The 13474-nt window shown below is 53.4% G+C and carries 11 protein-coding genes; all 11 read right to left on the reverse strand.

Translation table 11 applies throughout. The features are described 5' to 3' along the window. Window positions 1-578 precede the first annotated feature (578 nt). The gene (locus tag QQ91_RS19910) at window positions 579-1229 is read right to left on the reverse strand and encodes a Uma2 family endonuclease (protein ID WP_166283436.1); all 651 of its coding nucleotides are present in this window, start codon (window positions 1227-1229) and stop codon (window positions 579-581) included. A gap of 47 nt (window positions 1230-1276) precedes the next feature. Continuing rightward, window positions 1277-2398 (reverse strand): hypothetical protein, encoded by a 1122-nt coding sequence (locus tag QQ91_RS19915; protein ID WP_166283438.1) that lies wholly within the window; start codon window positions 2396-2398, stop codon window positions 1277-1279. 35 nt (window positions 2399-2433) lie between these two features. After that, complete coding sequence (locus tag QQ91_RS19920; RefSeq protein ID WP_166283440.1) at window positions 2434-2823, reverse strand: hypothetical protein; 390 nt, start codon at window positions 2821-2823, stop codon at window positions 2434-2436. A 66-nt stretch (window positions 2824-2889) separates the two neighbouring features. Continuing rightward, complete coding sequence (locus QQ91_RS19925) at window positions 2890-4740, reverse strand: type IV secretory system conjugative DNA transfer family protein (RefSeq protein ID WP_166283442.1); 1851 nt, start codon at window positions 4738-4740, stop codon at window positions 2890-2892. Beyond that, a complete protein-coding gene (locus QQ91_RS19930) occupies window positions 4737-5315 on the reverse strand; it encodes a hypothetical protein (RefSeq protein ID WP_250833419.1) in 579 nt (192 codons plus the stop codon). The genes QQ91_RS19925 and QQ91_RS19930 overlap by 4 nt, the downstream gene beginning before the upstream one ends. 5 nt (window positions 5316-5320) lie before the next feature. Continuing rightward, entirely contained in the window at window positions 5321-5935 is a 615-nt protein-coding gene (locus tag QQ91_RS19935) for a hypothetical protein (RefSeq protein WP_166283446.1), read from the reverse strand. Further along, on the reverse strand, window positions 5932-8661 hold the full coding sequence (locus QQ91_RS19940; protein ID WP_166283448.1) for a D-alanyl-D-alanine carboxypeptidase family protein: 2730 nt from the start codon (window positions 8659-8661) through the stop codon (window positions 5932-5934). The genes QQ91_RS19935 and QQ91_RS19940 overlap by 4 nt, the downstream gene beginning before the upstream one ends. Then, on the reverse strand, window positions 8658-10031 hold the full coding sequence (locus QQ91_RS19945) for a hypothetical protein (protein WP_166283450.1): 1374 nt from the start codon (window positions 10029-10031) through the stop codon (window positions 8658-8660). The genes QQ91_RS19940 and QQ91_RS19945 overlap by 4 nt, the downstream gene beginning before the upstream one ends. Before the next feature lie 6 nt (window positions 10032-10037). Further along, the gene (locus tag QQ91_RS19950; RefSeq protein WP_166283452.1) at window positions 10038-11462 is read right to left on the reverse strand and encodes a hypothetical protein; all 1425 of its coding nucleotides are present in this window, start codon (window positions 11460-11462) and stop codon (window positions 10038-10040) included. A 51-nt stretch (window positions 11463-11513) separates the two neighbouring features. Next, on the reverse strand, window positions 11514-12380 hold the full coding sequence (locus QQ91_RS19955) for a hypothetical protein (RefSeq protein ID WP_166283454.1): 867 nt from the start codon (window positions 12378-12380) through the stop codon (window positions 11514-11516). Further along, window positions 12380-13276, reverse strand: coding sequence for a macrophage colony-stimulating factor 1 (locus tag QQ91_RS19960; protein WP_166283456.1), 897 nt, complete (start codon window positions 13274-13276; stop codon window positions 12380-12382). The genes QQ91_RS19955 and QQ91_RS19960 overlap by 1 nt, the downstream gene beginning before the upstream one ends. Window positions 13277-13474 lie beyond the last annotated feature (198 nt).

The raw sequence follows: 13474 nt of genomic DNA on the forward strand, positions 1-13474 counted from the left end.
TGCCCCAAGAGCAATCTTTACAATAGCGATGCCTTAGGTTGAGGATTTTGATTCTTGACCGTGACCTCAAAGCTTTATCCAATAGGCACTTTAGTTTGTCAATGATACAGATCACAAAATTAGATGCGATTACCCTGCTGACATATCTAGCTCGAAAGATTGAGAAGTACAGGTTTTGGATAACAAAAGAACAGAACTCATGAGAAGCTTCAGGGTTAACTAAAAGTCTCCATTATGGAAGCCCCACCCAAAATCTATCGTCAACTGTCTAACCTGCTGCGTCAATATAGTCAATATCAAGATTTACGACACCTGAAAATCTTGCCTTGGAGATGACTGCCTTAACCGCTTGTGGAACCCTCAGTCTCCATTCCTATATAGTCAGCACAACTCAAAACGCTCAAAGTAAATCAGATGGTTTGATCAAAACCTCAATATCATGAGTGCTTATTACACTCCAACTTTTAGCAGGAATATTCCGATCCTAAACACCCTTGCGTGATCTCAGCTACATAATTGGCACCATAGCATTGAGCCCTAAACTATATGTCATCTGGGAAAAATCTCCTTGCTTCAATTCATTGCTGCAACAACCGCTCACGAACCAGAGCGCGAAAAGTAATCTCAGCCTCAATTTCATCTTGCTGGGCTTGCTCTAGAAAACGATACAAAAGTTCCTTTTTAACCCAGGAAAACGTAGGACTGCGATCGCACTCCTCGTAAGCATCCCCCTGGAGCCGATAAATTCGCCACTGCTTGCCGTTATATCGCCAAAATTCAGGGACTCCCATCCCGGCATACAGTCGGTTTTTATCGATATCAGTGTGGGTGATATCCACCTCCACCACTAAATCTGGTGGGGGATCCGTGGAAAAATCAACCCTGCGTCCTGCCACCTTGGATTGATTTTGGATGTAGTAGGCACAGTCTGGCTCAGAACTTCGATCGAGCTTTTCTCCCCCCATGGTTGTTGACCCCATGGTCTTAATCTTCAAGCCCATTTCCATGACCAGGATGATAATGAAGCGCTCAATTAAGCGTAGGGCAAACTCATGATCCTCAAGGGGCATGGTGATCTCTAGCAGTCCATGGTCATAGGTTAAGCGAACCGCTCGACTTTCCGGCAAGGCCTGCAGAATTTGCTGATAGCCGTCCCAGGTCAAACCATGCAAGCTGACTCGCTTTTCACCAATGGGTTGGATGTTGAGTTCTGATGCGGTTGCAACCATACAAGCCCCAGGAGTCGGAGATTGCTCTTCAATGTACGCTCATCCTATCAAAGCCTGGGTTTGACCGCCTTTCTGACGGACGGCGTCGTTACCTTTTTGGACTGCTGTGTTCCAATTTTCTCGGCCTTGTCACTCAACGCCATCAGCACCTTTTGGTCCCTGCCGTTCAAATTATCGGGGGTCACTCTTGTACCATCATTGCGGAAAATATGGGTCGCATTGCCCTGTTGAGTGATTTGATACTCTTGCGTTCGGAAGACCTTGGCCCCATCCGGCATATCAGTCCCAAAACTTTGAGCAATTTTTGCCAGACTGGGTTCCACCACCGTCTTCATCCAAGCCTGAGCGATCGCCTGTTTGCCCTGCTCAACCCGCTGCTGCACAAATTGCTTTCCCTCATCCAGCTTGGAGGTGACTGATTGCTTACCCTGATCTACTTTGCCTTGAACAAACTCACGCCCTTCATTCACCTTAGCCGCGATCGCCTGCTGAGTCTGCGTCACTTTGTTTTCCAAGCGATCGCCCAGTTTTTGGAGGTGGGCTTGGTACTTCTGCTGAATCCCATTAACCCACTGTGAGAGTTTGGGGTTCGCTAACGTCACCTGACGCTGCTCAACCATGGCTAGACGTCGATTGGTTTGCTCCAATGCGGCTTGAGTCGCAGCCAGTTCCTTTTGCAACAACTCTAGCTGCTGAACGATAGACCGTTCCTCTGTTTTCTGTTCGGGGGGCTCAATGCTGTTTCTCGACGTTTCTTGCTGCTGCACTTCGGAACGGTACTGGATTTCATTGTGAACAACCTCACCAGCTTTGACCTGCAAAGCAGGCTGCTCGGCACGATTTACGTAAACTCGAAGGGATCCCTGGATGGGCTCTCCTTCTTGGAAAGCCGCTATCTTGCGTCGCTCTGGGGAGGTCAGTTGTTTGTAGGACGCTTCTCCAGCTTCATCAAGCTGAAACACTTTGCGACGTCCCAACTGAATGGAAATCGCGTCGTTTTCCGTCAAGTCAGAATTTTGTCTCAGGTGATCCACAAACTGATCTAAAGGCTCCGTTGCTGGATCCCCCGCCGATCGCTGGCCCAGATTGCTGGCGATCGCCCCCACCAAATCCCCCGCCGATCGCTTCAGCTCATCGGCATCCGAACGCTGAACTGGATTCTCACTCATTGCTTCTTCTCCAATTTTTAAAAAGGCTGAATTGGCTAGGCTGCTGCAAACGCAAAGTCCTCGGGAAGCTCCACGTTGCCTAGACGGTTGAAGACTTCCTGACCCCGGATCTGGGCATAGCGCAGGACAGAATCCACCTCTAGAGCTAAGACCGTAAACTTCTCAGGGAAAAACTCCGGGCTCGCAACGCTCATCTCCCAATGCTCGTAGCTGAGGATCGGGTCTTCCTGTTCTTCTACGTACACATCCACCATCTCCGGTGCATAGCCAGCGGGCAAAGGCTCCAGATGCCACGCCTCGGCAATGCTCGCCAGCGTCTGCATGTGATCTGCCCCTAAATCCTGCAGGTGCTCCGGCAAACGATCGCGGATCATCTGCAGTTCTTCTGGGAATAAATCCCCAACAATGACTCGTGGATTTGTCATTGGGTCTGTCCTCCGTTTTATACGTTGATAAGTTATAGTCCCGGTTTTAGAGATTTCACACCTTTTTCAAAACGGCTTGAGCTGTCGTTGCTTCATCTGTAGCAGCAACTGCGTTTCATCAATGTCGGCTTCCTCCATTTCGTCCAACTCCAATTCCGCTTCTAAGTTGGCAATCTCCTCTTTGGTGACCGCTCCCGAAGCAGAATTTTCCGTAGCATCCCCCAACAGGTCAGTCGCAGCTTGATTGCGCACCAGAAAATCCTCATTACTGGGAAGCTTAAACTGGGCACGCTCAATCATTCCCTGTCGAATCTCAGGCCACTGAGCCTGGCTCGCTTCAACAGCATCTAAGTCATGCTGGGGAATCTGAATTTGCGCGACGTAAGGCACTCGAACCGCTCGGGCATCCTGAAACCCACGATTAAAGACAATGCACTTCCCTTGAGGGAAGGTTGTGATTTGATTCGGTTCGAGGATCACACGGGTCTGCAGTTGCTGAGAACGAGAACTCCCACTGCTCCCTTTCCCGCGACTGCGCGATCGCTGGTGATAGCGGACATCTTCTCGCCCAATCAGCTCTGAATAGTTGGCTGCCGTGGTCTTATCATTGAGCTGAAAAATCATCTGGGTGGTACAACCCGTGACCAATTCCTCCGCTCCCACTTTCCCGTACAGCTTTTCCAAGAGCGCAAAACTCTGAAATCCTAAAATCACGCCCAGCCCTGCCGATCGCGCCTGGTTCAACCAGTCGGCCAAGGCTGGCAGATAGATCGCCGGAATTTCATCCAACACCAGGACCAAGGGTGTCTTCCGCGATCGCTGGATATTGCGATTCACCAGCAGATGCAGGATGGTAGCAATCATCGGCAGGACCACATCCCGGCGCTGGCCGTCCACCCCAAAACTCAGGAACTGTCGACCATCCAAGTCTAGAGGCATGGTGGTTTCACCCACCAATGCCGACAGCAGGTTCGGGGTCATCAAGTTCCCCAGCAGATTGGCCACCGTGGCTTGAATCCCAGAGATTGTCTCCGGTGCCCCCGCCGAAGAAATCAACGGGTCGAAGACCGCCTTGATCACCTCCGGCAAGTTGGAGTGGAGCAAACTCTCCACCAGATTCGGCATCCGAGCGATCGCCCTGGAGGTCATTAGATCCGGGTAGGCCGCCATCTTGGCCAGCATCATCACGCCCTGGATCATCTTCTGGGCATTCTGGTCAAAGAAGGGATTGCTCTGGGCATTGGCCGGGGAGAAGTTCTTCTGCAGCACCACCGCAAACTGACGGGCCATCTCCGCATCGTATTCATCTCGCAGCAGATCCAGCGGATTGCAGCGGCAGGACTCCGGCAGCCCCGGCGCAAACACGTTGGTCTGATACCCGCGATCGCGGGCGTAGCCCATGAAACCCGAGGAGGGATTGGGATTATCCGCCGTATATTTCAGGTCGAAGTAGAGGATCGGGAAGCCCTGGTCAATCGCGGATCGCACCATCGGGTTAATGGCACTGAAGCTCTTGCCGCATCCCGTGGCCCCGACGACCGCAATGTGGGCTTCTGCGCCAGGGATGTAAAGCGTCTTGGGATCTTCGGGTAGATAAATCCGCCATTTTTTTCCCGTGCGGTGAAAGGTCGCGCCTCTGGGAGTCCCGATGTAGAGGGCCACCTCGTTATGCTTGCGAGCCGCCATCAGCTTCACCGCTTTCTTGCGGGCAGCAGTGCGATGTTTTCCTTGGGCTAAGGTTCCCCGCGCCAACGTCCCTTTCTTGCTTCGCATCTGAGCCAAAGAAGACCAGAGCCAGAGACCCGCCACTCCCAGCAGCAGTACTCCCAACGGCGAAACAAAGACATCGGCAAAGGGCTGAACCAGCTCCTGGGCGATCGCCGGTTGTTCCGTCTGGGTAGTTGCAGGCTGACTCACGGCTGACGATTGGCGATCGCAGAGTTGGCCATCGTAATCAGGGCCTGGACCTCCTGGTCATCGGGAACGACTCTGGCCTGCAAGCTCACCAAGTAGCGATAGCCATCCTGACCCCAGACCAACTTAGAAGTTGAGCAACTGGCCCCGCAGACGTAGGGGATAAAACGGCCCTGAATTCCTTGAGCAAGCGTGACGGTCTGATCTAGATTGGTGGATTTTAGCGGAGGGCTAAATCCTTCCAGATTGCCATACTGCTCATCAATGGTTTGCAGGGAAGCCACTTCCCCCGAAACAGCGCCCAGGTTGCAGTTAGCTACGCCCAAGCAATCCCGATCCACATCTAAATTCACCCAGTAGCGATCCGACTGCACCTCGGCAATCGAGCTGTAATAGGTCTGGGCGGCTGGAACTTGACTGGGTAAAGCCAGCGGCACCTGAGTCGCCGACTTTAAATTCTGAGCCAACTGGGTCACTGAATTTTCAACCACAGGAGCCGATGGCGATGGTACAAAGCGACTAAAGCTAGCGATCGCCAGAAGCAGACCCAACAACAAGCCCCCAGCAATGATGACCATTTTTTTCACGGCTGACCTCCCGGAACCTCTTGTGTGGGTTGAACGTTATCCGGCATTGAAATCCCCAATGTTTGCAAGGCGTCATAGTTTTCCTGGGGAATCCAAACCGTTGCTTCCGCGTTTTCAGCTTCCTCGTTCAGCAGTTTCTGAAATTCATCTTTACCCCCCACCTGCTCGAAGGTACGCTGGTATCGCTGCAGGGCTAGTGTCTTGGCCACTTCTTCATCAATCACTGTGCTTAGGGGAACATCCGCATTGTTCTCATCCCGAGGATTAAGCACCTGACAGCGATCGCCCTGCACCGCAATCAACGGCTGAGCAACATCATCACCATAGGTCACCTGAACGTGATACAGATGCTGGTCGTTTTGCTCCAACTCTGCCAGTAACTCCGCTCGGGCAAATTGCTCGGGTAAGCAAGGCTTCAGTGTTTCCGGAAGGTCTGGGGAAAGTTGATTGACGGGGAAATTCCCTTGGCTCACCGCAAGCAATGACGGCAGCTCACCTTCGACGGCCTGAGGCTGGGACTTGGGCCACACGCTCCCCACCGTAATGGACAGAGCGATCGCCAGCACCAGGCCCAACCCCATCACAAAATATTTGAATCTCAGCTTGTTCATAGGTACTTCTTGGGATCTTGAGCTTCCCCGTATAAACCACCTTTGCGGACTTCAAAGTGAAGGTGGGGACCCGTGGATCGCCCCGTCGAACCTACCGACCCAATCCGCTGACCGCGACCCACGCTTTGACCAACTTTCACCGTCATGACCGACTGGTGGGCATAGCGCGTGAACAGCTTGTTGCGATGCTCAATCACAACCGAGTTGCCATAGCCGCCTTCCCACTCCGCCAAGACCACCTTGCCGCAGTCGGCAGCGACTATCGGGGTGCCGGTGGGGGCGCCAATGTCATCTCCTGAATGAAACCGATAGGTCCCCAACACTGGATGGATTCGATAGCCAAATCCGCTGGTATAGCTCCCCTGGGTCGGCATCGCCATCTTGCTGGTGCCATCACAGCTTCCGGCAAACCCAATGCAGCTTTTCAACGCACGTTGATACTGGCTAGCGGTGTTGGCATACTGCTCAGCACCTTCTTTAACGCCATTGAGAATCGAACGAGCATCGTAAAAATTCACCTGCGAGCCATTGATGAAGTCATCCAGCTTGTAGCCGGTGAAGGCTCCGCGCTTCATACCCTCCACCAAGATCCGAACTGAAATCTCCGGCTGGGCCACCAGATCAGGATTGCTGAGCAAATCCATCCCCAGAATGTCCGACCACTTTTGGTAGTTGGCCTCATCGGTCAATCCCACTAAGCCTCGGGCGTAGTAGTTTCCCCATGGCTGGCGATCGCCCAGTTGTTCCATATACTTGCCCAGCCCAGAGGCATGACGAGCCGTGGCCAGGACGTAGGCGGTTTGATTCTCCGACAGCTTGGCTTTTTCGGCTTCTTTTAAAAGGAGCGGTACGTAGGTCTGAGCAAAGGGGGTCAAGCTGCCATCGGTTTGCTTCATCACTGCATCCGTGCAATCGCTGCTGGCCGTCTCACCATACTGAGCATTGACCTGGTCAATTTCGCGGCGGATCGAGTCGGGGATTTCTACGTTGGGCTCGCTAAAGGAGGACTGACCCTCAATGCCAACCGGGATTGAATCCCCCTCTTTCACCGTCATGAACGGAATCGGGCCAAAGATAAACGGCGTCTTGCCAAAGGGTTCCTTCTCCACCCGTAAATAAATGCTGAGCTTGGCCGTTCCCTCACTCTCATTTGCGTCGGTGAGGACCACCTTCATGTTGGAGGTGGGACCAAAGGGCATCCGACCTGTCGGTTCTTTCCCGCCGAACGCTGTCCCCAACAATCCCGATCCACCTTTCACCATTTGCCCCCCAACCTCGGGCTGGCCCCCTTTAATCCAGCGAGCCTGATGCAGCGGCGCATCTTTCCCTAGCGGATCGCGCAGTTCAAGATAGGCACAGTTCTGCTGCAGGCAGGGCACTTTAAATCCCTCGGCTTCACTGCCGGTAATCGGTTTATAGGAGGCTGTCGATTCATTTGGCCCATAGACCACATCAACAATTCCCACGACAGAACTGGGATTCAGGACCATCCCCAGCGGGAACTGGCTGATGGGAAGTTTTTCTAGTCCTGGGATATCGGCAATCTTGGCCTTCTGCCAATCTTTAAAGTTACCGATGGGCGTCTCTTTGAGACCTGGAATCGCACCAATGCCAAACTGCTCCAAGGCCAGGTCCTTCAGCTTTTTATCCTTGAGCAAGGGGTCCACTTTCAACAGTTTGGCCAGAGGCGCATCAGCATTCTTGAGCAACCAGGCTTTGACGTAGGATTTGCCTGCCCGTTCAACGAGATCGGCGATCGGTTGAATGGCCTTGACCGGCATATCCGGGAGTCCTGGGATGGCTTCAGAAAGACTCCCCACTGTTTGCAGTCCCAGCAACTGCACATTAGAGAGGGCCACCTGTTCTAGGTCAATGTCCGTCTTCTTGGACACCTCTTCTATCGTCATGTCCTCGGGCTTCAAATACCCGATATCTCCCAGATTCAGGACATTGGCCAGACTGTCTCCTTCGACCCATTCATAGCGGGTCGTAGCATCCGCTTCTTTCAGGGATGCGGAGAGTTCGGGAAGCGCTGCGATCGCCCCTGATTCCTCTAATTTAAAGTCTCCAAAACTCATGTCATTGAGGTTGGGCTGAGTCGGAGCAGGCGCTGAGTCAGGAACAGCCTGAGGTGCTGCTGCTGCTACCGTCTGACGAAACACCGATTTGGCGGCAGGACTTCCCACATACCGCCAGTGCCAGGGTTCATAGCTCACCCCCTGAGCGTTGCCGGGAGGGAAGGACAGCTCAAATCCATATCGCCCTGCATTCTGTCGTAACCAACCATAGGCCCTGGTCGATTCAAAGGACTGTTTGAGATCGGTTTGGGGTTGGGACAGGTCTCGGATATCCAGGGCATAGCCGGTATGGTGTTCACTATGACCGGGAGGCGCGGACCAGTGAGCGGCGGACTGCTCACTCCCTTGGCGACTCACTTGCCGTTGCCAAAGCGTCGCTTGATCTGCCCTGCTGCGAAAGCCAGAAATCACCCCCAGATTAATCCCCGATTGAGCAGCCGCGGACTGCATGGATCGGAAGGCAGCGGCTGCATCAGGGGTCAGATATTCAGTGCGGCCATAGTAATCTCCCACCGAGGTTTGGGCTGACTGCGACTCTTGGAATGGATAGTGGCCATGCTTCTGCAGACCAGCACTCAACAACGGGTTACCGATCACCAGCACTAAACTCAGCAAGAATACCCGAATAAACTTCAAAGCAGCTTTCATGGCGCAACGGGTGACTCATAGTTCCCGAGTTGGAGCAAGCGGTCCACGTTGGCACGAGTCACGCCAGACCGCTGCAGCGCAGTCTCTAAACTCGCGCCCCGACGCAGGCGGCGCACCACCGTCTGCACCTGGCTACTCAGATAGGAGTAGTAGCCAATCTCTCCGGTTCGATTGGCCACCGCTAACCCCCGCACAATGGCGTTGGCTTGACCGTGTGGATCTTTAAAAGTGGGTCCAGGTTCCCCAAGGTCGATGAGGCGAGCAACCAACACCGGCTCAACATTGCTTTCTTGAGCGGCAAAGGTCGGCGACTCTCCCCATTTGACCCGACGAATTAGGGTCTGAACGTTGCGCCCCGTCTGCGAGTAAGGCTTGAGTTCTCCTTCCTTAACTAACGCTTGATACCCTCGCTCAATCTGTTTAGCCGTGGGCATCCCGCCCGGTAGAGTGGCGATCGCAGTCTGCTCAAATGGGGATGTTTTAGGCTGGGCGGGCAAATCCTCAGCTGGCTCTGACTCAGGATCAATCGCTTTTTGTGAGGGAGGATCGACGGTGGGAGACTCTTTTGCTGGAGGCGCAGCTTTGGGTTCGGAGGCGATCGCGGGATCCGGCTGAATTCGTTGGGCTGACTTGCGCTTCAGTTTGCGGGTCGGTTCCTCGAAATCCTTCAGGGTAAAGACCACTGGCTGTACTTTTCCGGCTTTGACCTGGAGCTGCTCTTCATCGGGAATATCAAGCTGATAGCCCTCGGCTTCAACGCCCATCTTGGCCAGCTTGCCAATCACCTCCAGCATTACCCCGGTCTGCTGGGATGCACTCTCCAAGGTCTTCCCCTGAGCCATCAACGCCAGAAACTCCTCGACAGCATTCTCCAAGTCGCTGTTTTTGCGGATAGATCCTTCCGCGATCGCTCGGTCTAACCCGCGACGAATCACCTCGATGCGACTCTTCTGAACCGTGGGAGTGAGCGCGGCAAATTTCGTGCTGGGCGTGGAGGAGGCTTGGGTGAGGTCGAGGACATTTTGCTGAATCTTGCCATTGCTGAAGTTCACCGCGATCTTCTGTAGCTGACCATCCCCAGACACCAGGGTGAGCATGGTTCCCCCATCCGAGCTGAAGGTGTTGCTCTGTTTGGAAGACTGATAGACGTGGATGATCGTCGCGCCTTCCTCGGGAGGCCGATCAAAGTCAACACCCAGACGGGATCCGTCATCTACCCAGATTTTGTACACGGGAACGGCTGGAATAATCGTGACACCATACCCCGGTGCAACTGTAATCGTTCGGGTCGGATTGACTTGGGCTTGAACGATGAAAGGGGCAGAAAAGGTTGCAACAACGGCAACCGTGACAGGAAAAAATGACCGCATGATAAATCAATAGGCTTGCAAGTAGACGTGAGTTCCAGCTTTCAGAAATCGTATGGTGCCTTGGTTTCCGGCTAAATCTTCTTGAATTTCAGCTTGCTGTTGCTGAATCATCGGCAGAACTGAATTGACCCCCCCCTGGAGCAGTGCTGCGGTGAGGTTAGCGTCCCCGTAATCTTCATAGACTGATCCGTTCTCGGCATTGAATCGCGTTCTCGGACGGTTCAGCGTGCCGGTTGCATTAGAAATCGCACCCAAAGCAACATTGGCAATCATCTTGGCCACGTTGGGACCCCCCTTCATCCGTTTAGCAACCAGGGGTTTTCCATTAGAGGCTAGAACCTGCATCGAACCTTCGGGGATCATGAACCGCTGTCCTTCTGGGGTGACAATCCCACGAATCGAGGCTTGCATCAGGCCATCGCCATACACTTGATCAATCAAGGCGGTGGCGTAGCTGCCCTGGGGAATATTGGCCACGGGTTGCGTAATCTCCACCAAGAATTCCTGGCCCGGTTCTGCAATCACCGGCGTCTGCATCTGGCCTTTCAACTTGGCTCCCCGTGGGATCTGAGCATAGCGATCGCCGGAGAGAAAAGCCGTTTGCTGTTGAGCAAGCGATCGCTGGGGTGGAGCTGGTCGCTGGCGATCGCTGGTGTAGATAACCCCGGTGTTATCGGCACGATTTACGATGCTGCTACCCCTAGCATTGGGAACACCCGGTAATCGGCCATAGCTGACAAAGGTGGTCTCCTGGATCGGGGGATCTGCTGGGAGATTTTCCGGCGCGGGTGAAGGGATCGCAACTCTCACGGGTGGAGGCGGTGCGGAGACTCTAGGCTGCACCGGGGTGGTGTAGCGTGAATAGTTGATCGGCGGTCGCGGTGGCGCATAGGTCACTCTGGCCGGTGGCTGGGAAACAGCTGGGGTGGCGGTCGTGGGAGCAGATGGCTTCACCACTGACGCAGGGGGAGGCGACTGGGCCTGGTTCTGCTCTTGATTCAGGGCTGCGATTTCCTCCGATTGCGTTCCCAGTGCCAACTGAGTTTTCAACTTGGCCACTTCAGCACTTTCAGAGGCGCTCGGATCAGCTGCCGGGGTTTGGGGATCACCGGTCGGCAATGAATTCTGGGCTTGGTCGGCCTGGAGCTGGGTCTGAAGGTGGGACTGACCCCCTCGCATGAAGGCATAACCCATGAACACAACGAGGAGACCTACACCGGTCACGACCGGAAGTTTAATCTCGTTTCGCTTCCAGACTGGGGTTTTGGGCTGGCTGATGATTACTTCCGTATCGTCTGCAAAGTCTGAGTCAGTGCGATCGCTTGCTGCACTAGCAGAAACTTCTGGTCTCGGATCTTGAGATGATCCCCCGGATTCTTGAGCTTCAATCTCATCCGGGTCAGCCCATTTTTTTAAGTCCTGTTCGTCCATCTCTCACTCCAAAGCAACACACGGTTATAGTCAGGAAATTCTGGATTTCACTTAAGCTTTCAGATCTTCCATGAACTGGATGATCATCCCGGCCTTACGAGCGTTGTAAATCACGGTCTGTAATTCGCTGGGATCGTCCGAAAAAGCTGGGGGATCAACGGCAGCTACCGTTACCTTTTTGTTAAAGGGGATCGCCCGACCCACGTTGTCCCCGTTCTCAAACAGAATCAGGTTGGCCACCACATCGATTTGCCACTGACCCTCATTCGTCTTTGTCGGCTGGCCCATTTCACGCACCACCAATAATCCCTGCGTCCGGCGATCGCTCTGATTGAACAAACTCTGCGGCGTCATCGTGGCGATCGCTTTTAGCAGTTCTGGTTGCCAACTATCTTCAAACCGATAGGAGGCGGCCCAGGTCGCATAGGTAACCCGCTGACCACCCCCAATCTCAACACCGGGATCTGGAATCGGGGCAGAATCTCGGCTATCGGGGGACTGGATCATCCCACGCCAGTCAAACAGTTCCACCAAGCTTTCGGAGACAAAGGTCTGAATCGCTTCGGTGGTTCGTTCCTTTGAGCCGATCGCGGCGACGGTGATTGATTTTCCGCCCTGCAGCTCCACTAGGGTTGGGGCCGGTTTACCTGCCACCTGCGCAATCATGACCATATTTAATAGGGTCAGCAGCAGATTGGTGCCGCCCAGCAAGGCTGCGCCGATCACAAACAGCGTCAGAAAATCCATCCGCTTTTTGACCGTTTTTTGATCGCTCACCGTCAGATCGACTTCGGCCTCTGCTTCGATGAAGTCATCCAGGGAAAACTGTGCCGTTGAGTCATCAATTCCAACGACTTCGGGGATCTCCTCATGCGTTTTATCAGTGGATGAGGGCTTGGACATAAGGCGCTTTAACATCAGGCTTTTCCTCCCCCTACTGCACTGCCCGTTAGCTGAAGGCCTTTCACGACACCTCCACTCAAACCGACCATCAGCCCGACCGCAGAGCCTGCTGCAATCAGAACGGCACCAATTGGGGCCAAGCATCCGGCCAAAAAAGCAAACATCGTGGGAGTTAGACCAATATTGGTGGCCATCAAGAAGGCTAAAAAGCCATGGATCAACGTGTAGCTAACGATGATCATCCCCACACTCCAGAACCCCATTAAAAAGATGTTGATGCCTCGGCTATTCATGGGGAACAGGGTGATCGCCACCCACAGCGGGGCGGATGAGGCCCAAACCAGGAGCGCTACTCGGGAAATGACCAGAAACGCATTGGAAACCGTCATCCACAGGCTCATAGCTCCTAGGTTGGGTCCAGCCAAAACCGTAACTTCAAGAGCGTTTTTTGCGAGCGCGGAGCCACCTTTCCACGTCTGATTAAGCAAATTGGCGTTCTGCTTTTTGAGCTGGGCTAAAGCTTTACTCTGAATACTGGCGAGACAAGCACTCTTCTCTTCATCTGTAGTCTTTTTCAAGCAACTCTGGCTTAAATTACCCGCGATAATTCCAAGCTGAATGTTGAGCTGGGCATTACGGATATTGTCTCGGTTGGAAACCCCGTTGAAACTGGCTTCCAGTGCCATACGATTCACGTTCATCACAACCTCGTTCAGAACCCGTATTCCAGCACCGAGCAAGTAACCGTCATTACCGATCAGGATGGCAACAAAAAAGAGCCATAAAAACCGCTGCTTCGATTCTTCACTCCAAAATCCTTGGTCAGCAGAGACTCGATACAGTCCGTACACCCAAAGCACCACACCAATCATGGTGAACGGTAGAATCGCTTGCTGAATCTGAGAGAACATACTCCCCGGCGCATAAAAACCTGCCCAGAGGCTCTCCAAGCCATAGTCAAACTCTTGCGCAGCCTCTAAAGCTTTGACGTAATTTTTCCCAAAGCTACTGCCAATCCCAGTTTCAATCTGTTGGCACTGGTTCCGTTGCCTGGGTCAGTGTTAATCCTTTCAATATCTGAATTTGAGCGATAATGTAGTTTCCTATTA

The organism is Lyngbya confervoides BDU141951 (assembly GCF_000817775.3).
Lineage (GTDB): Bacteria > Cyanobacteriota > Cyanobacteriia > Thermosynechococcales > Thermosynechococcaceae > Lyngbya > Lyngbya confervoides.

Coding starts and splice junctions, on each gene's coding strand:
- QQ91_RS19915 (WP_166283438.1), bottom strand. CDS start 2,398: ATGAGTGAGAATCCAGTTCAGCGTTCGGATGCCGATGAGCTGAAGCGA.
- QQ91_RS19930 (WP_250833419.1), bottom strand. CDS start 5,315: ATGGTCATCATTGCTGGGGGCTTGTTGTTGGGTCTGCTTCTGGCGATC.
- QQ91_RS19940 (WP_166283448.1), bottom strand. CDS start 8,661: ATGAAAGCTGCTTTGAAGTTTATTCGGGTATTCTTGCTGAGTTTAGTG.
- QQ91_RS19945 (WP_166283450.1), bottom strand. CDS start 10,031: ATGCGGTCATTTTTTCCTGTCACGGTTGCCGTTGTTGCAACCTTTTCT.
- QQ91_RS19960 (WP_166283456.1), bottom strand. CDS start 13,276: ATGTTCTCTCAGATTCAGCAAGCGATTCTACCGTTCACCATGATTGGT.
- QQ91_RS19950 (WP_166283452.1), bottom strand. CDS start 11,462: ATGGACGAACAGGACTTAAAAAAATGGGCTGACCCGGATGAGATTGAA.
- QQ91_RS19955 (WP_166283454.1), bottom strand. CDS start 12,380: ATGTTAAAGCGCCTTATGTCCAAGCCCTCATCCACTGATAAAACGCAT.
- QQ91_RS19910 (WP_166283436.1), bottom strand. CDS start 1,229: ATGGTTGCAACCGCATCAGAACTCAACATCCAACCCATTGGTGAAAAG.
- QQ91_RS19935 (WP_166283446.1), bottom strand. CDS start 5,935: ATGAACAAGCTGAGATTCAAATATTTTGTGATGGGGTTGGGCCTGGTG.
- QQ91_RS19920 (WP_166283440.1), bottom strand. CDS start 2,823: ATGACAAATCCACGAGTCATTGTTGGGGATTTATTCCCAGAAGAACTG.